The sequence below is a fragment of the Curtobacterium sp. BNK-1 genome, from assembly GCF_048685235.1.
GTDB lineage: Bacteria > Pseudomonadota > Gammaproteobacteria > Enterobacterales > Enterobacteriaceae > Pantoea > Pantoea agglomerans.
In genome coordinates, this window is the sequence record NZ_JBLQTJ010000001.1 from 3,483,954 (window position 1) to 3,502,566 (window position 18,613).

General features: G+C 57.5%; 16 protein-coding genes. 3 read left to right on the forward strand and 13 right to left on the reverse strand.

Annotation, left to right across the window (positions count from 1 at the left end; all coding sequences use genetic code 11):
- Window positions 1-39 precede the first annotated feature (39 nt).
- The 4 genes from glgC to asd all read right to left on the reverse strand — a co-directional run bounded on the left by glgC (window position 40) and on the right by asd (window position 6,975).
- On the reverse strand, window positions 40-1,332 hold the full coding sequence (gene glgC / locus ACMGGP_RS16540) for a glucose-1-phosphate adenylyltransferase (protein ID WP_010253246.1): 1,293 nt from the start codon (window positions 1,330-1,332) through the stop codon (window positions 40-42).
- Window positions 1,333-1,342: 10 nt separating this feature from the next.
- Entirely contained in the window at window positions 1,343-3,325 is a 1,983-nt protein-coding gene (gene glgX / locus ACMGGP_RS16545) for a glycogen debranching protein GlgX (protein WP_498798646.1), read from the reverse strand.
- Window positions 3,322-5,505, reverse strand: coding sequence for a 1,4-alpha-glucan branching enzyme (glgB, locus tag ACMGGP_RS16550; RefSeq protein ID WP_010253252.1), 2,184 nt, complete (start codon window positions 5,503-5,505; stop codon window positions 3,322-3,324). Before glgB ends, glgX begins: the two co-directional genes overlap by 4 nt.
- 360 nt (window positions 5,506-5,865) lie before the next feature.
- Window positions 5,866-6,975, reverse strand: coding sequence for an aspartate-semialdehyde dehydrogenase (asd, locus tag ACMGGP_RS16555; protein WP_010671542.1), 1,110 nt, complete (start codon window positions 6,973-6,975; stop codon window positions 5,866-5,868).
- Window positions 6,976-7,192: 217 nt separating this feature from the next.
- Between asd and ACMGGP_RS16560 the strand changes: the two genes are divergently transcribed.
- Window positions 7,193-7,786, forward strand: coding sequence for a YhgN family NAAT transporter (locus ACMGGP_RS16560; RefSeq protein WP_003853054.1), 594 nt, complete (start codon window positions 7,193-7,195; stop codon window positions 7,784-7,786).
- Between the two features lie 50 nt (window positions 7,787-7,836).
- On the opposite strand, the gene gntU is transcribed toward ACMGGP_RS16560, so the two are convergent.
- The 4 genes from gntU to ACMGGP_RS16580 all read right to left on the reverse strand — a co-directional run bounded on the left by gntU (window position 7,837) and on the right by ACMGGP_RS16580 (window position 11,650).
- A complete protein-coding gene (gene gntU / locus ACMGGP_RS16565) occupies window positions 7,837-9,177 on the reverse strand; it encodes a gluconate transporter (RefSeq protein WP_010253270.1) in 1,341 nt (446 codons plus the stop codon).
- 2 nt (window positions 9,178-9,179) lie between these two features.
- The gene (gene gntK / locus ACMGGP_RS16570) at window positions 9,180-9,716 is read right to left on the reverse strand and encodes a gluconokinase (RefSeq protein WP_033759042.1); all 537 of its coding nucleotides are present in this window, start codon (window positions 9,714-9,716) and stop codon (window positions 9,180-9,182) included.
- 140 nt (window positions 9,717-9,856) lie between these two features.
- Window positions 9,857-10,852, reverse strand: coding sequence for a gluconate operon transcriptional repressor GntR (gene gntR / locus ACMGGP_RS16575; RefSeq protein ID WP_010253274.1), 996 nt, complete (start codon window positions 10,850-10,852; stop codon window positions 9,857-9,859).
- A 102-nt stretch (window positions 10,853-10,954) separates the two neighbouring features.
- Window positions 10,955-11,650, reverse strand: coding sequence for a pirin family protein (locus ACMGGP_RS16580; protein ID WP_010671535.1), 696 nt, complete (start codon window positions 11,648-11,650; stop codon window positions 10,955-10,957).
- A 349-nt stretch (window positions 11,651-11,999) separates the two neighbouring features.
- Between ACMGGP_RS16580 and ACMGGP_RS16585 the strand changes: the two genes are divergently transcribed.
- Window positions 12,000-12,494, forward strand: coding sequence for a GNAT family N-acetyltransferase (locus ACMGGP_RS16585; protein WP_033768045.1), 495 nt, complete (start codon window positions 12,000-12,002; stop codon window positions 12,492-12,494).
- Window positions 12,495-12,817: 323 nt separating this feature from the next.
- Here ACMGGP_RS16585 and ggt read toward each other — a convergent pair whose 3' ends face one another.
- The gene (gene ggt / locus ACMGGP_RS16590) at window positions 12,818-14,563 is read right to left on the reverse strand and encodes a gamma-glutamyltransferase (RefSeq protein WP_022624016.1); all 1,746 of its coding nucleotides are present in this window, start codon (window positions 14,561-14,563) and stop codon (window positions 12,818-12,820) included.
- A gap of 212 nt (window positions 14,564-14,775) precedes the next feature.
- On the opposite strand from ggt, the gene ACMGGP_RS16595 reads away from it, so the two are divergent.
- Entirely contained in the window at window positions 14,776-15,069 is a 294-nt protein-coding gene (locus ACMGGP_RS16595; protein ID WP_010253283.1) for a DUF2756 domain-containing protein, read from the forward strand.
- Here the strand turns inward: ACMGGP_RS16595 and ugpQ are convergent.
- From ugpQ to ugpA, 4 genes are read right to left on the reverse strand one after another with little or no spacing between them, the layout of a single operon-like run.
- Window positions 15,066-15,809, reverse strand: coding sequence for a glycerophosphodiester phosphodiesterase (gene ugpQ / locus ACMGGP_RS16600; RefSeq protein ID WP_010671531.1), 744 nt, complete (start codon window positions 15,807-15,809; stop codon window positions 15,066-15,068). The genes ACMGGP_RS16595 and ugpQ overlap by 4 nt on opposite strands.
- Window positions 15,806-16,879: a sn-glycerol-3-phosphate import ATP-binding protein UgpC gene (locus ACMGGP_RS16605; protein ID WP_010253289.1), complete on the reverse strand. Its 1,074-nt coding sequence runs from the start codon at window positions 16,877-16,879 to the stop codon at window positions 15,806-15,808. Before ACMGGP_RS16605 ends, ugpQ begins: the two co-directional genes overlap by 4 nt.
- A gap of 1 nt (window position 16,880) precedes the next feature.
- Window positions 16,881-17,726 (reverse strand): sn-glycerol-3-phosphate ABC transporter permease UgpE, encoded by an 846-nt coding sequence (ugpE, locus tag ACMGGP_RS16610; protein WP_010671530.1) that lies wholly within the window; start codon window positions 17,724-17,726, stop codon window positions 16,881-16,883.
- Window positions 17,723-18,610 carry a sn-glycerol-3-phosphate ABC transporter permease UgpA gene (gene ugpA / locus ACMGGP_RS16615; RefSeq protein WP_010253295.1) on the reverse strand — a complete coding sequence of 296 codons (888 nt, stop codon included), beginning with the start codon at window positions 18,608-18,610 and terminating at the stop codon, window positions 17,723-17,725. The genes ugpE and ugpA overlap by 4 nt, the downstream gene beginning before the upstream one ends.
- Window positions 18,611-18,613: the final 3 nt, after the last annotated feature.

Sequence of the window (18,613 nt, forward strand, 5' to 3'; positions counted from 1 at the left end):
CACGCTCCGCGTGCCGATTGCGTAAGTTTCGCTTATCGCTTACAGCCCCGCTTTGGCCAGCCTGGCCAGCATGGCGCGGGTTACCAGTACGATGCCTTCATCCGAACGGTGAAACCGGCGACTGTCTTCATCCGGGTTTTCGCCAATGACCATGCCTTCCGGTAACTCGCAGGCACGATCAATGACGCAGCGACGCAGACGACACGATCGGCCCACTACCACATCAGGCAGCAGTACAGTTGAATCTATATTGCAAAAAGAGTTAACGCGTACCCGCGGGAACAGCACCGAATTGACCACCACTGAACCGGAGATGATGCAGCCCCCCGAGACCAGCGAGTTCATAGTCATCCCGTGACTGCCGGAACGATCCTGAACAAATTTGGCCGGCGGCAGCGGCTCCATGTGGGTACGAATCGGCCAGGTGACGTCATACATATCGAGTTCAGGCATCACCGATGCCAGGTCGAGATTGGCGCGCCAGTAGGCTTCCAGCGTCCCGACATCGCGCCAGTAAGGCGGCGCATTGTCATCGTTCTGTACGCAGGAGAGCGCAAAGGAGTGCGCATAGCCTTCGCCGCTTGCCACGATTTTCGGCAGGATATCTTTGCCGAAGTCGTGGTTAGAGCCTGGCGTCTGCAGATCCTCTTCCAGCAGTTCATAGAGATAGTCTGCGTTGAAAACGTAGATCCCCATGCTGGCGAGCGCCTGGGTGTCATCACCCGGCATGGTGGGCGGTTTCGCGGGTTTCTCCACGAAGTCGATCACCATGTTCTCTTCGTCCACCGCCATCACGCCAAACGCAGTGGCTTCATGCACCGGCACCGGTAAACAGGCGATGGTACATTTCGCCTCGTTGACCACGTGATCCAGCAGCATGCGTGAATAATCCATCTTATAAATGTGGTCCCCGGCAAGGATCACGATGTACTGCGCCTGATAGCGGCGAATCACATCAAGGTTTTGCGTCACGGCATCGGCCGTCCCGCGATACCACTGTTCGGTCGAAAATCGCTGCTGCGCTGGCAGCAAATCGACAAACTCATTCATCTCTTCATTGAAGATCGACCAGCCACGCTGGATGTGCTGAGTCAGGGTATGAGACTGATACTGAGTAATCACGCCAATCCGTCGGATACCGGAGTTGACGCAGTTGGAGAGGGCAAAGTCGATAATGCGGAACTTGCCGCCGAAATGCACCGCCGGTTTGGCACGTTTGGCCGTTAAATCGACCAGGCGCGTGCCGCGTCCGCCGGCGAGGATCAGAGCAACCGTCTGTGTAGGGAGCTGGCGGGCCAGCATCAGGTGATCTGTTCTATCTAACTTAACCATGTCTGACTCCTTATGATTGCTTTTGGAACACGCACACACCGTGTGCGGGACCATGCCAGACAGTTAGCAGGATGGGGTTGTCGTCCCCGGCGAAAGGAGGAAGGGCGCGCCATTCTCCGTCTGGTAACACGATGTCATTCACCGTATCCGTGGCGTTTATTGTTATTAACCAGCGGCCGGACAGCAGGATCTGCAATCTGTGCATCCCCTGTGCCCATTCATCGTGTTGCAGTGGCTGGCCACCGGCATTGAGCCACTGCACATTGCCGTCACCGTCCTGCCACCAGCGATCTGCGGTCAGCGCCGGAATGCGCTGGCGCAGCTCGATCAGTGCAGCGGTGAATCCGACTAATCCCTTCTCATCCGCCTGCCAGTCAAGCCAGCTCAGAGCGTTGTCCTGACAGTAAGCGTTGTTATTGCCGCGCTGGGTGTGGCCGCGCTCATCGCCTGCCAGCAGCATCGGCGTGCCCTGTGACAGCAGCAGCGTCGTCAGCAGTGCCCGCACGCTGCGACGGCGACGTTCAATCACGTCGAAGCTGACGTTCAGCCCCTCTTTGCCGTGGTTGTGGCTGTAGTTATCGCCGTGACCATCACGGTTATCTTCCCCGTTCGCTTCGTTGTGTTTACGTTCGAAGCTCACCACATCCCACAGCGTAAAGCCGTCGTGGGCGGTGATCAGGTTAACCGTGGCGTGTGGCGACCGGTCATCATGCTGGTAGAGATCGCTGGAGGCGGCAAAGCGGCGGACGAACTCGCCGTTGCTTATGTCGCCGTGCAGCCAGTAACGACGCGCGGTGTCGCGAAACTGATCGTTCCATTCGGCAAACGGCGGCGGAAAACGACCAACCTGATAGCCGTCAGGGCCGATATCCCAGGGTTCAGCAATCAGCTTGACCTGAGAGAGCAGCGGACAGGCGCGTATCGCCTCAAAAAATGGCGCATCACGCTGGTAATCCGGTGTGCGGCCCAGCACTGGCGCGAGGTCAAAGCGGAAGCCGTCGACGTGGCAGACCCGCACCCAGTAGCGCAGCGCCTCTAAAGCCCACGTCATCACCTGCGGATGATGGATATTCAGCGTGTTGCCGCAGCCGGTCCAGTTCTGATAATCGCCCTGCTCATCGAGCCAGTAGTAGCTGGCGTTGTCGATGCCGCGCATGGAGATTGTCGGGCCAATCTCATCCAGTTCAGCGGTGTGGTTGAACACCACATCCAGCAGCACTTCGATACCCGCGGCGTGCAGGTTTTTGACCGCCTGCTGAAACTCCTGCAACGGCGTCACGCCGGGCTGACCGGAGGCGTAACGGGGATCCACCGCCCAGAGCGCAAAGGGGTTATAGCCCCAGTAGTTGCTAAGACCGAGCTGCAGCAGTCGCGGCTCGCTGGCGAAGTGCGCCACCGGCAGCAGCTCAAGGGTAGTAATCCCCAGACTGCGCAGGTAATTCACCATAACAGGATGACCGAGCGCCGCGTAAGTCCCGCGCAGCGTTTCCGGAATTTCCGGATGCTGCTGCGTCAGGCCGCGCACGTGGGCTTCGTAAATCACCGTGTTACCCCAGGGAATACCCGGTGCGACGTCGTCCTGCCAGTCAAAATCCTCCGCGACTACCCGTGACTTCGGCGCAATCGCCGCGTTGTCATGCGGCTCGGGCTGCGCCTCGCCGCCATGAAACAGCGGGTCATCCGGTACATCGCCCTCAACCGCGCGGGCGCAGGGATCAACCAGCAGCTTCGCCGGATTAAAACGGTGTCCCTGCTGCGGGGCCCAGGGACCATGCACCCGGTAGCCGTAGCGCTGTCCTGGCTTCAACGCCGGAACATAACCATGCCAGATATCCCCGCTGCGGCCAGGCAGGTCAAGACGCTGTTCTGCACCCTGCTCATCAAACAGGCAGAGCTCTACGCGCCCGGCATGCTGTGAGAACAGGGTGAAGTTAACGCCTTTGCCATCGTAACTGGCACCCAGCGGTTCGGGATCTCCGGCAGTGATGGTCATTCAGCCTCCCGCACCAGCCATACCGTTGCCAGCGGCGGCAGATTGAGACTCAGCGACTGCGGTCGCCCGTGGCTCTCCTGCTCATCGGTATGCACCCGATGGTTGCGCACGTCGCTGCCGTGATACTCATGCTGATCGGTATTCAGCACTTCACGCCAGTAGCCAGGCTGGTTAACGCCAAAGCGATAGCCCGGACGCGGCACCGGCGTAAAGTTACTGACCACGATCACTTCGTTGCCTTCACGGTCACGACGGACAAAGGCGAAGACGGAGTGTTCCGCATCGTTTACCACCAGCCACTCAAAGCCTGCCGGATCGAAGTCGAGCTGATGCAGCGGCGTGTAGTACTGATAGGTGTGGTTGAGATCGCGCACCAGACGGTGAACGCCGTGGTGCCAGTTGTCGTCCCCTTCCAGCAGATGCCAGTCAAGGCTGACGTCGTGGTTCCACTCGCGACCCTGGGCAAATTCATTGCCCATAAACAGCAGTTTCTTGCCGGGGAAGCCCCACATCCAGCCGTAGTAAGCACGCAGGTTGGCGAACTTCTGCCATGCATCGCCCGGCATACGATCGAGAATCGAGCGCTTACCGTGCACCACTTCGTCATGCGACAGCGGCAGCACAAAGTTTTCGGTGTAGTTGTACATCATGCCGAAGCTCATCAGATCGTGATGGTGCTTACGGTAGATGGGATCGACCTTCATGTAGTCGAGGGTGTCGTGCATCCAGCCCAGATTCCATTTGAACCAGAAGCCCAGCCCGCCGTCTTCGGTGGGACGCGTCACGCCAGGGTAGTCTGTCGACTCTTCGGCCATGGTCACCGAACCGGATGCCACGGTGCCGAGCGTACGGTTGGTGTGACGCAGAAACTCAATCGCTTCCAGGTTTTCACGGCCGCCATACTGATTCGGCACCCATTCCCCTTCGCTGCGGCTGTAGTCGCGGTAGATCATCGATGCCACCGCATCCACACGCAGGCCATCAATGCCAAAGCGCTCCGTCCAGTAGAGCGCATTGCCCGACAGGTAGTTGCTCACTTCCCGGCGACCAAAGTTGTAGATCAGGGTATTCCAGTCCTGGTGAAAGCCTTCACGCGGGTCGCTGTGCTCATAGAGCTCGGTGCCGTCGTACCTTGCCAGACCGAAATCGTCGCTGGGGAAGTGGCCCGGCACCCAGTCGAGCAGCACGTTGAGGCCCGCCTCATGGGCGGCGTCAATGAAGGCGCGGAACTCGTCACGGGTACCAAAACGTCGGGTCGGCGCATACATGCCCAGCGGCTGATAGCCCCAGCTGCCATCAAAGGGATGTTCGTTGATCGGCAGCAGTTCGATATGGGTAAAGCCCATCTCTTTGACGTAGGGCACCAGCTGTTCAGCCAGCTCTTTGTAGCTCAGCCAGAAGTTGTTGTCGGTGTGACGACGCCAGGAGCCCAGATGCACTTCATAGATGGAGATCGGCGCGTCAAAGGCGTTGGCCGCCTTGCGCTCCGCTTTCATCTCAACAGGCTCTGGCAGACCACAGATCATCGACGCAGTTTGCGGACGCATCTGCGCCTCAAACGCGTACGGGTCCGCTTTGATGCGCAGTTCGCCATTGGCGTCGATGATTTCATACTTATAGAGCTGGCCATTGACCGCGCCCGGTACAAACAGCTCCCAGATGCCCAGCTCCTGACGCAGACGCATCGGATGACGGCGGCCATCCCAGAAGTTGAAATCGCCAACCACTGACACGCGACGGGCGTTGGGTGCCCATACGCAGAAGCGGGTGCCGAAGACGCCATCGATGACGTCACCGTGCGCGCCCAGCGTCTCATAAGGGCGCAGGTGCGTCCCTTCTGCCAGCAGCCACAGATCCATCTCCTGCAGCAGCGGACCAAAGCGATAGGCATCGTCTACCAGGTTTTGCTGGCCGTGCCAGTTCACCGCCAGCTGATAGCGGAACGGGTTTTTGCGGCGTGGAATAACGCCACTGAAGAAGCCACGTGCATCTTCACACACCAGCTGAGCCAGTTTGCGCCCGGTGGAGGTTTCAATGACCCACACTTCAAGCGCTTCGGGGAGCAATGCCCTGACTTCAAGGCCTTGCTGAGTTCGGTGCATCCCTAGTAACGAAAAAGGGTCGGCATAATTACCCGCAAACAGGGCATTGATCGCATCGCGATCGGGAAGCTCTGACATGACTTTCTTCCTGTGATAATTGGCAGCCGAAATGAACGCGACACAGCCTGTCGCGGTTCACCTGCGCTGCTCTTCATTGAGCCATACGTACAACGACAAAGAAGTCAGGCCATTCCGTGGGAAAAGTGTTTTTGCCGTGTACCACAACCATTTAATCCGGAAAGCACAAGAGTTACCTGTGGCACATCATGGTTAAATCATAGCTTGGTCACGGCACTTGCCATGGACTAAAGCAAAATAATCTTTACCGACCGGCAAAAAAGGGAAGTTGATCACTGAGTAAGCGAAACGGCAGATTGTTTCGTGTACGACAAAAACAAAAAAGGCCGGATAAATCCGGCCTTTGGCGATGTTTTCTGTTTAGCTGGTTAACAACCGCAGCATGCGACGTAGCGGTTCGGCTGCGCCCCATAACAGCTGGTCGCCCACTGTGAAGGCAGAGAGATATTCCGGCCCCATATTCAGTTTACGCAACCGGCCAACCGGCGTGGTCAGCGTACCGGTGACAGCGGCGGGCGTCAGTTCACGCATCGTCAGTTCGCGGTCATTCGGCACCACTTTGACCCACTCATTGTGAGAGGCCAGCAGCTGCTCAATTTCAGCCAGCGGCAGGTCGCGTTTCAGCTTCAGCGTAAAGGCCTGGCTGTGGCAGCGCAGTGCCCCGACGCGCACGCACAATCCATCAACGGGGATGACGTTACGGGTGGCGAGGATCTTGTTGGTCTCCGCCTGGCCTTTCCACTCTTCGCGGCTCTGACCGTTTTCCAGCTGTTTGTCGATCCACGGAATCAGGCTGCCCGCCAGCGGCACGCCGAAGTTATCGGTCGGCAGGGTACCGGAACGGGTGAAGTCGGTCACGCTACGCTCGATGTCGAGGATGGCGGAGGCCGGGTTCTGCAGCGCAGGCGCAACGTGATCGTGCAGCATGCCCATCTGGGTCAGCAGTTCACGCATGTGGCGCGCGCCGCCGCCAGAGGCCGCCTGATAGGTGGCAACCGAAGCCCACTCCACCAGGTCCTGAGCAAACAGGCCGCCCAGCGACATCAGCATCAGGCTGACGGTACAGTTACCGCCGACAAAGGTTTTGATCCCACTGTCGATGCCCTGGCGAATCACCGCATGGTTGACCGGATCGAGGATGATGATGGCATCATCTTTCATGCGCAGCGTGGAGGCCGCATCAATCCAGTATCCCTGCCAGCCGCTGGCGCGCAGCTTTGGATAGACGTCACTGGTGTAGTCGCCGCCCTGGCAGGTAATAATGATATCCAGCGCCCGCAGCGCCTCAATATCAAACGCATCCTGCAGTGTGCCCTGCTGTTTGCCCGCAAATGCGGGTGCCGCCTGACCATGCTGCGACGTCGAGAAGAAGACCGGATTGATTGCATCAAAATCACGCTCTTCACTCATGCGGGACATCAGCACAGAGCCGACCATACCGCGCCAACCAACAAAACCTACATTCTTCATGTCGTGTCCGTCTAAGGCAGTTACACCTGCTTTTCATTTCAGAGGAGAGAGCGGCGTGCTATTTTCACGCCGCTCTGCGTAATAATAAGATTTACCTGTGTCCCTTCACTCTACAAAATGCAGGCCGGGTAGCAAGTGAATTAATTCGATTACGCTAACTTTTTCAGCAGCGTAACTAATAACTCCGCTTTTTCGTGAACAACATGGCGTAAAACCGATGACTGAAATGATTTCAGCGACAATATTATTGTTGTTAATTATGGATCCGCTGGGCAATCTGCCGATTTTTATGTCGGTTTTAAAGCATCTGGAGCCGAAACGGCGGCGAGTGGTGCTGATCCGTGAAATGTTGATTGCCCTGATCATCATGCTGCTGTTCCTGTTTACCGGCGAACGCATCCTGGCATTTTTGAATCTGCGTACTGAAACGGTGTCGATTTCCGGCGGGATTATCCTGTTTCTTATCGCCATCAAAATGATTTTCCCGTCGGCGGAAAGCAGCAGTTCTGGTTTACCGGCGGGTGAAGAGCCCTTCCTGGTGCCGCTGGCGATCCCACTGGTGGCCGGGCCATCGCTGCTGGCGACGCTGATGCTGCTGTCGCATCAATATCCGCATCAGATGTCGCACCTGGTCGGCGCGCTGCTGATCGCCTGGGGCGTGACGGTGGGTATTCTGCTGATGTCAGGTCTGTTCCTGCGGCTGCTGGGCGATAAAGGCGTGAATGCGCTGGAGCGGCTGATGGGATTAATACTGATTATGCTGGCCACACAGATGTTCCTGGACGGCATTCGGGCTTATCTGAAGCTGTAGGAGAGTGTCTGCGCTTCCCATGAAGCCAGGGAAGCGCAGAACCGACATGATTAAGAGAGTAGTGTGAAGGCGATCATTCCGACCACCGCACCAACGGTACCGAGAATGGTTTCCATCAGTGTCCAGGTCTTCAGCGTTTCCGCTTCGCTGGCCCCGGTGAAGCGACCAAACAGCCAGAAACCGGCATCGTTCACATGGCTGATAATGATTGAGCCACCGCCGATGCAGATCGACAGCGCCGCCAACTGAGCGCCGCTGTAGTGCAGCGGTTCAATCACCGGCATGATTAAGCCTACCGTGGTCAGACAGGCGACCGTTGCCGATCCCTGAATCACCCGCACCGCACCTGACAGGATAAAGCAGGCCAGCGCAATCGGCAGTCCTGCGCCGGTCAGCGCATTGCCCAGCACCGGACCCACGCCGGAGTCCACCAGCACCTGCTTAAACACGCCGCCCGCGCCAATCACCAGCAGGATAATCCCGGCCGGTTGCAGCGCACTGCCGCACACCTGCATTACCCGCTCTTTATCCATACCCTGACGGTAAGCCAGGCCATAAATCGCCACCAGCAGCGCCAGCAGGATTGCGGTGAAAGGATGGCCGATAAATTCCAGCCACTCATACAGGGTGGTGCCTTCGGTCGTGAAGCGTGCGCCGATGGTTTTCAGGCCAACCAGCACCAGCGGAAACAGAATCAGTGAGAGGCTGAAGCCAAACGACGGCAGCTTGCTCTCATCGACATCCGGTTGATGATCTTCCGGCGGCGCGCTGAACGAGACGTGGTTGCCAATGAAGTTGCCAAACAGTGGCCCGGCAATCAGCATGCCCGGGATCGCCGCACAGAGACCCAGCAGGATCATCCAGCCAAAGTCTGCGTGCATCTGCGAGGCCAGCAGCATCGGGGCCGGTCCGGGCAGCAGAAACGCCGCCGCTGCGGCCACACCAGCAAACAGCGGGATCACCAGCTTCACCAGATTGCCGCCGGTACGCCGTGCCACCGCAAAAGCGATGCTGATCAACAGCACGACTGCCACCTCAAAAAAGAGCGGCAGCGCGCAGATCAGACCGGCAATGCCCATCGCATAATGGGCACGGCTCTGACCAAAGGTTTTCAGCATCCGGATGGCGATCTGATCAACTGCGCCGGTTTCATGCAGGATTTTGCCGAACATCGCGCCCAGCGCGACCACAATCGCGAGGAAGCCGAGCGTGCCGCCCATCCCCTTCTGCATGGTTTCAGCGATCTGATTCAGTGGCATGCCGGAGAACAGCCCGGCACCGATGGACACTAACATCAATGCGACGAAGGCGTGCATACGGGCCTTCATCACCAGGAAAAGCAGCAGCAGCACGGAGCCTGCTGCGGTTAAAACGAGTGTTGCGGTATTCATCTCTAACCCTGGCTGATAGCGTCCTGGATAGTCGCAACCGTAGCCGCCACCACATCGTCCAGTGAATGCGCGATATCCACCACCAGTACATCCGGCTCGTCCCGCCCTGGCTCTTCCAGCGTCGCAAACTGCGTTACCAGCATCTGCGGCTTGAAGAAGTGGCCTTTACGCGCTTTCAGGCGGGCTTCGATGGTGTCGAAATCGCCCTTCAGGTAGACGAAACGCAGATTGTCATTTCCCTGACGCAGGATGTCGCGATAACTTTTCTTCAGGGCTGAACAGACAATCACGGAAATCGCCTGGGTGCGCTGCATAGCAAACGCGGCGTCGTTCAGTGCCTGTAACCACGGCTGGCGATCGTTGTCATCCAGCGGATGACCATCGGCCATCTTCAGGATGTTGGCGCGGGGGTGGAGAAAATCACCGTCAAGAAAGGCTGTATTCAGCTGGTGAGAGACCTGATTGGCGACGGCAGACTTTCCGCTGCCTGAAACGCCCATCAGGATAAAAACGTGATGCGACGGGGATTGCGTTGTCATTTTTCTGCTCCGGCAGGTGAGAATTTGCCAATGTTACCGATAACAATGTCGTTTCTCATTCTCCTGGCCGCTTAACAGCCTGGCAACCTTTTTACCAGGAAATGCATGAAAGTGTGAGCTGACTCATAAAAACGCCACAATCAGATGCTGCCACCTTCACTGATCTCAAAACCGACATCCAGCGGCTGGCAGGTGCTGGTTTCTCCGGCAATGCGCGCCAGCAGCAGCGCCGCGGCTTCGCGCCCCATGCGGTCGCGTGGCGTCAGCACTGTTGCCAGTTGTGGCGTGACAACCTGACTGATGTCATGGCCGTGGAAACCGGCTATCGCCATCTGAGAGGGCACCTGCAATCCCTGGCGCTGGCACTCAAACATCGCGCCGACCGCCAGATCGTCATTGGTACAGAACAGGCTATCTGTTTCGGGGTAAAGGCGCTGCGCCTCACGCAGCAGATCACAACCGGCGCTGAATGAAGAGGCATCTTCCATCATCACACTGCGTGGCGTCAGCCCCGCTTCGCGCATCGCGATTTCGTAACCGCGCTGCTTCTGCAGCGTACGTTCATCCAGGCGTGCGCCGAGGTAGACGGTATGACGATGACCTTTGCTGAGGATTGCCTGCGTCATCTGCCGGGCCGCTTCAACGTTATCAAAGCCTACCGCCATATCCAGGCAGGGCGTGACGCTGTCCATCACCTCAATCACCGGGATACCGGCCACTTCCAGCATGCGCAGCGTGCCTGGTGTATGGGTGCGTTCGGTGAGGATAACCCCATCAATGTTCCAGCCCAGCAGCGAGCGCAGTTGCAGCTCCTCTTTTTGCGGGTTGTAACCAAAGTGGGCGACCAGCGTCTGATAGTTGGCTTCGTCGGTGACGGCTTCGATGCCGCGCAATACGTCAGCAAAAACCTGGTTTGTGAGTGACGGCAGCAGTACGCCAATGGCGCGGCTGGTGGCGTTAGAAAGCATATCGGGGGCGCGATTGGGGATATAACCCAGCTCATCCAGTGCCACCGCAATCTTATCCCGCAGGGCAACGGAGACCTGCTCTGGATTACGCAGGTAACGGCTGACGGTCATTTTAGTAATGCCGACGCGATCGGCAACGTCCTGTAATACCGGTCTTTTCTTCTTCATCGTAGCGCCTGGGATCGCCCTTAAAGCTAAAGTACGATGAGTCTATCACTTTTCTGTCACAAAATTGCCAACCGGGCGCGACGATGCGCGCCCGTTATCTGCTTAGACCGGTGGCAGATCAAACAGCAGGACTTCTGCAGCCGAGCTGGCTTCAATGGTCAGCGCGCTTTCGTCCCAGATAGCCAGAGCATCGCTGGTGGTGATCGCGTTGCCGTTAACGGTAACATCACCTTTCACCACCTGAATCCAGATACGACGTCCCGCATCAATCGCGACATTGTCCTGTTCGCCGGCAGCCATTACCCAGCGCGATAAGGTCATGTCCTGAAAGACTTTCAGCGATCCTTCACGGGCATCCGGGCTTAACACCAGCTGACGTCCCTGCACATCCGGGAAGCGGCGCTGATCGTAGCGTGGTTCGATACCGGTACGCTCAGGAATGATCCAGATCTGATAAAGGTGCAGCGGCTCGCTTTCGCTGGCGTTGTACTCAGAGTGACGTACGCCGGTGCCGGCGCTCATAATCTGAAACTCCCCTGCCGGGATCTGCTCTTTGTTGCCCATGCTGTCCTGATGCTCAACCGTACCGGAGAGCACGTAGGTCAGGATTTCCATATCTTTGTGAGGATGGGTACCAAACCCCTGGCCGCCATCAATCACATCTTCATTGATGACCCGCAGCGCGGAGAAACCCATAAAGTTCGCATCGTGATAGCTGGCGAAAGAGAAAGTGTGCCAGCTATCCAGCCAGCCATGGTTTGCGTGACCGCGTTCTTCAGCTTTGCGTACATAAATCATGTTCAAATCTCCTCAATGTTTTTTATAGTCTGTCCCTGAGGCGGTCTGATTGATAGCTGAAAAACTTCACGCCTCTGTTCAAAATAGTTGAATGAACATTGAGCAGTGACTGAAAAGCACTGAAGAAGGGCAGGCAAAAAAAAAGCCAGCGGATAAGCTGGCTAAATAATACTGGAAGCAATGTGAGCAATGTCGTGCTTTCTCAGGCTGTCGGGCGACCTCCCGAGAACGCATGACAATAATAATCATTATCATTCGCGTCTGTAAAGTCATTTTCACATTTTTTACCCTGATTAACGCGGTGAATACCTTGATGTTTAAAGGGTTTTAATGGGCTAAAGGAGAAACCATGAGTGAAATAGTTGTCCGCCACGTCACGCCTGAAGATGCTGCTGCACTGCACAGGATCTACGGTCAGCCAGATACCCAGGCCAGCACACTTCATTTGCCCCACTCATCACTCCAGATGTGGCATACCCGTCTCGCGACGCCTCAGCCCCATGCGCACCTGTTGGTGGCCTGTATCGATGATGTCGTCGTCGGTCAGTGTGCGCTGCATGTGGAAGAGCGCGCCAGACGGCGTCATGTGGCCTCACTGGGTATGGGCGTGGATGAACGCTATCGTCAGCGTGGCGTCGGAACCGCACTCATGCGTGAAATGGTCGCGTTGTGCGACAACTGGCTACAGGTGAGCCGAATGGAACTGACCGTGTTCGTCGATAATGGCCCGGCTATCGCCCTTTATCAGCGTTTCGGTTTTGAGATTGAGGGAACGGCTAAAGGCTTCGCAATGCGGCACGGTGAACTGATCGACGCGCATTATATGGCGCGGGTTAAAGCCTGACGTGTGTGAAAAAGGGCACTTTTCAATGCCCTCCAGACCGATGACAAACCCAAAAGTTAACGAACCTGGCAGCAACTTATTAGCCTAACGCGCAGGGAACACGGGCAGAAGAGGAAAGCGTCCCGCGCCAGGGACAAAAACGCCGGGAGCGTTTTTGAACAACGCAAAGCGTTGGCCCGGCTACGGGCGCACTTCAGGGATGAGGCGCGTAATAGCGCGGGCCGAGCAGTCAGGGATGACGCTTTTGCGTCTTTCCGATCTGACCGTGTTCCCTGAGCAGGCTCGATCTCACAGCCACTCAACCCCGTCCTGGCTATCAGATATCAATAACCCGCACTCAAATCATCAATGCTGCGCGGATCGGAAGCGCCATAGAGCATGCCATCCGGCCCAATCATGATGCTCTGCGTACTGCCCATCGACGGAAGTACCTTCACATGCTGACCTTTGGTTTCCAGCAGACGCAGCGTATCGGGGCTGAAGCCCTTCTCCACTCGCAGCTGATCCGGCAGCCACTGATGATGGAAGCGCGGCGCATTGGTGGCTTCCGCCACGTTCATCCCGAAATCGATGCTGTTAACCACCATCTGCAACACCGTGGTGATAATGCGGCTGCCGCCAGGACTACCCGTCACCAGCCAGGTTTTGCCCCCTTTGGCGACGATGGTCGGCGACATCGATGACAACGGACGTTTCGCCGGTTGCACCGCATTCGCTTCCCCGCCGACCAGTCCGTAGACATTGGGCGTGCCTGGCTTGGCTGAGAAGTCATCCATCTCGTTATTCATCAGGATGCCGCTGTTGCCCGCCACAATTCCGCTGCCGAAATAGGTGTTAAGCGTATAAGTCACCGCGACCGCATTCCCCTGCTTATCCACCACCGAGAAATGGGTAGTCTGATTGCTTTCATAAGGTTCGAGCTTGCCCGGTTTGATCTCGCTGGAGGGCCGCGCCTTCGCCACATCGATCTGCTGCGCCAGGGTTTTGGCATAGGCTTTACTGGTCAGCGCCTGCCACGGCACCTTCACGAAATCGGGATCGCCGAGATATTCCGAACGGTCCGCGTAGGCATATTTCTCCGCTTCTGCCATCACCTGCATGGCATCAGCACTGCCAAAGCCCATCTTCGCCAGATCGAAGTTCTCCAGGATATTCAGAATCTGCACGATGTGGATGCCACCGGATGACGGCGGCGGCATTGAGAAGACTTCATAGCCACGGTATGTCCCACTAATTGGCTTACGCTCGACCGCACGATAGGCCGCCAGGTCAGCTTTGTTGATCAGCCCGCCATGCTGCGCCATCTCTCCGGCGATCTCATCCGCGATTTCACCTTTATAAAAAGCATCCGGCCCCTGACGGGCAATCAGTTGCAGGCTGTGAGCCAGGTTTTTCTGCACCAGCCTATCGCCCTTCTGCCACGGCGTACCGTCCGGTTTGTAGAAGATCGCTTTGCTGTTGGGATGGGTGATCAGCACTTCTTTGCCGTAGGTTTTCAGATCGTCCGCCAGCGCGTCGTTGACCGGAATACCGTCACGCGCCAGTTTGATCGCCGGTGCCAGCAGCGTGCTCAGCGGCAGAGTGCCATATTTCTGCGCAGCCAGCGCCAGTCCGGCCACGGTGCCCGGCGTGCCGGAGGCGAGATGTGATGTCAGCGAGAGCTTGCTGTCGGCGTTGCCCTGCTTATCCAGGAACATGTCACGCGACGCGTGTCCCGGTGCCATCTCACGGAAATCGATAGCCGTGGCGCGGCCAGAGGCAGTGCGCAGCAGCATAAAACCGCCGCCGCCGAGGTTGCCCGCCTGCGGATGGGTCACGGCCAGCGCAAAGCCCACCGCCACCGCGGCATCCACCGCATTGCCGCCCTGACGCAGGATCTCCACGCCAACCTGTGTCGCCATCGCATCCACTGACGCTACCATGCCGTGCTGCGCTTTTACCGGGTGAAAAGTGTCACTGTCCACACCGTAGGAGACCGGAGGAGCCTGCGTTGGCGCGGCGTTAGCGCCTGCCACTACGGTGAAACTCATCACCAGCGACCAGCTAAGCTGACGCACTGTTTGCTGCATTTTCATCCTGCCACCATCCCATATTGTTATTTACATTTTTTTATCATTTCTGCAAGTGCCTACAAATACAGCAAAATAACCGGGGTTAAGTCAAATCAGGAATAGATCGGAAAGTAAGGTCTGTGATATCGGGTAAACTTATGGCTACGACCCTGATATCGGTGTACGCCGTTGTGCACCCAAAACCCTGTCGCTTTAAGGAAGGAGGAGTGATGAAAAAGTGGATGATTATTCTGGCCGCTCTGCTGCCTTTCGCCAGTCAGGCGAACACGCTGAACAGCACTAACGATCCGAATAAACCTGGCTATAACCCCAGCCAGCAGCGGATGCAGTCGCAGATGCAGACCCAACAGCAGCAGCAACAGCTGAAGCTGCGCCAGGATCAGCAGCGTCAGACGCAGGACACGCAGCGTAAAATGCAGGAGCAGCGGAACAGCGCCCAGCAGCGGGTGATTACCACGCAGCCGGGCCAGCAGAATCAGAATCAGAATCTAAACCAGAACTAATGAAAATCGGGGCCGATGATGTCGATGGCATCAGTACAGATGGCATCGACGCCCCATTTCAGCAATTCCCGCGCCCGATCCGGGCTGTTCACGGTATAAACCAGAATCTTCAGGCCTGCGGCTTTCAGTTCGGTGACCCGCTCAGCGGTCAGCACCTTATGATTAAGGTGAATTGAGACGCACGCCAGCGCAGCTGTTTTCTCCTGCCACTGCGGGTCCCAGCTGTGCGACAGCAGGCCACGCGGCAACTGCGGCTCTGCCTTCATCGCGGCTTCCAGCGCCTCAAAAGAGAACGAAGAGAGCAACGGTGCGACCTGATCCTGCCACAGTATCGCGGCAGCCTGTGCCACGGCGCGTCCGGTTTCAGCATCGCTGCCGGTGGTCGGTTTGATTTCGATGTTCGCCATCATCTGATGCTGACGGCAGCGTGCCGCCACCTGATCGAGCCGCGCCAGCTTTTCACCGGTAAACGCGTTGCCAAACCAGCTGCCCGCATCAAGCTGCGACAGCTTCTCCCACGGCAGCTGACCCGCCACGCCCCAGCCGTTGCTGGTGCGATCGAGCGTGTCGTCATGCAGCAGGAAGATCTGCGCATCGGCCGATAATTTGGCATCAAATTCAATCATCTGATGACCATATTTCGCGCCAGTGTCGATCGCCGCCAGCGTATTTTCCGGTGCCAGTTTACCGCCGCCGCGATGGGCGACGATGTGGGGATAGGGCCAGTGTTGTGTGCTCATTCCAGACGCTTTCCATGGGTTGAATCGAAGAAGTGTAACGCATCTGACGGCAGATGCAGCCACAGCGTACTGCCTGGCTGCGGGCGTTCACTGTGGGCTAAGCGTACCACCAGTGGCGTGTCACCGATGCGGCCATGTGCCAGATTATCAGCCCCCAGCATCTCCAGCGTATCGACCCGCAGCGGCACGCCGCCCTGCTCGCGGCTACTGAGCCGGATGTGCTCTGGCCGGATACCCAGCACCACCGGCCGGTTAGCCCATTTCGCTTTACTGTCGCTGAGCGGCAGAGCGTGCGAGGCGTCGAGGTCAAAGCGTGATCCATCGCTGCTGAACTGCCCTTTCAGCAGATTCATGGCGGGCGCGCCAATAAACGAGGCAACGAACTGGCTGGCGGGACGCTCATACACCTCGACCGGCGTGCCAAGCTGCTCGACCACCCCTTTGTTCATCACCATCACCCGCTGCGCCAGCGTCATCGCCTCCACCTGATCGTGGGTGACATAGAGGCTGGTGGTCTGTAAGCGGCGATGCAGCTGCTGCAGTTCCAGCCGCATCTGCACCCGCAGACGGGCATCAAGGTTGGAGAGCGGCTCATCAAACAGAAAAACTGCCGGTTCACGCACGATCGCGCGGCCCATCGCCACGCGCTGGCGCTGTCCGCCGGAGAGTTCGCGAGGCCGACGCATCAGCAGATGATCCAGCTCCAGACTGCGCGCCGCGTCGAGCACCCGCTGGCGGACCTGCTCTTTGCCCATGCCACGGATTTTCAGGCCATAGGCCATGTTCTCTTCCACTGACATATGGGGATAGAGCGCGTAGTTCTGGAACACCATTGCAATCCCGCGATCTTTTGGCTCTTCCTGAGTAACGCGCCGGTCGTCGATATAGATATCGCCGGAGCTGACGCGCTCCAGTCCGGCCACCATGCGCAGCAGGGTCGATTTACCGCAGCCGGATGGTCCGACCATCACCATAAATTCGCCGTCATTGATGGTGACATTCAGCGGCTGAATGATCTGATTTTTGCCATCGTAGGATTTAGTTACTGCCTGAAGGGTTACGCCTGCCATCTTATTTCTCACTCTCAACCAGACCGCGCACAAAGGCACGCTGCATGACTAACACCACCACCAGCGGTGGGATCAGGGTTAATAACATTGCCGCCATCACTTCATTCCACTGGGTCGGCGATCCGCTGGAGGAGATCATGCTTTTAATCCCCGCCACCGCCGTGCCGAGGCTGGCGTCATTAATGATCAGCAGCGGCCAGAGGTACTGGTTCCAGCCGTAAATAAAGGTGATCACAAACAGCGCCGCCAGATTGGTTTTCGACAGCGGCAGAACAATGTCGATAAAGAAGCGCATCGCGCTGGCCCCGTCGATGCGTGCCGCCTCCACCAGCTCATCCGGCAGCGACATAAAGAACTGGCGGAACAGGAAAGTGGCGGTTGCTGAGGCCATCAGCGGCAGGGTTAATCCGCTGTAGCTGTCGAGCAGGTTGAGATCGGCAATCACCTGCACCGTCGGGAAGATACGCACTTCAACCGGCAGCATCAGGGTGATGAAGATCAGCCAGAAAAAGAGCGTGCGCAGCGGAAAACGAAACCAGACCAGCGCAAACGCCGACAGCATCGACACCGTGATTTTGCCGAAGGTGATGCCCAGCGCCATGATCATGCTGTTGAGCAGCATCAGGCCAAACGCCGGCCCGTTGCCGTTGACGCCATGTGTCCAGATGCGCGAGATGTTCTCCCACAGGTGCGTGCCGGGCACCAGCGTCATCGGCACCTGATAGACCGCTTCGTTATCCAGCGTCGCCGCCACAAAGGCGACATAGAGCGGAAACAGGATGGTGAGCACGCCCAGCACCAGCACGATGTGGCTGAAGAGATCCAGCCCGCGTCGATTCTCAATCATTGGTATTGCACCTTACGTTCAACAAAGCGGAACTGGAGCACCGTCAGCCCGATGACCAGCAGCATCAGCACCACCGACTGCGCAGCGGACGAGGAGAGATCCAGACCGGTAAAGCCTTCGCGATAGATTTTGTAGATCAGCGTGGTGGTCGCCTGCACCGGCCCGCCGCCGGTGGCGGCATCGATCACCGGGAAGGTATCGAAGAAGGCGTAGATCAGATTCACCACCAGCAGGAAGAAGCTGACCGGCGTAATTAGTGGCAGCGAGAGGTTGAAGAAGCGACGCACCGGTCCGGCACCGTCAATGGCGGCGGCTTCCACCAGCGATTTGGGGATCGATTGCAGCGCAGCGAAGAAGAACAGGAAGTTGTAGCTCATCTGCTGCCAGATTGATGCCAGCACAATCAGGAACATCGCCTGACCGCTGTTTTGCGCATAGTTCCAGTTGTAGCCGATGTGGTTCAGCAGATAGCTGAACAGGCCCAGGCCCGGATTAAACAGGAACATCCACAGTACCGCGGCCACGACAGGCGCAACGGCGTAGGGCAGCAGCAACAGCGTCTGATAGAGACGGCGCAGCCGCACCACATAATCCACCAGCGCCGCCAGCAGCAGCGAGAAGACCATGCCGAACACCGTGACCATGCCGCTGAATTTTATGGTGGTCCAGAACGAATCCAGATAGTAAGGATCGGCAAACAGGCGTCTGAAGTTTTCCAGCCCGACAAAGCTGCTGGAGATGCCAAAGGGATCGAGGCTTTGCAGCGAGTACCACAGCGCTTCACCGGCAGGCCAGAGAAAGAAGATGGCGGTAATCAGCAGTTGCGGCAGCACCAGAAGATAGGGCAACAGACTGGTGCGAAAGACCGGACGAGATGAAGACATGGT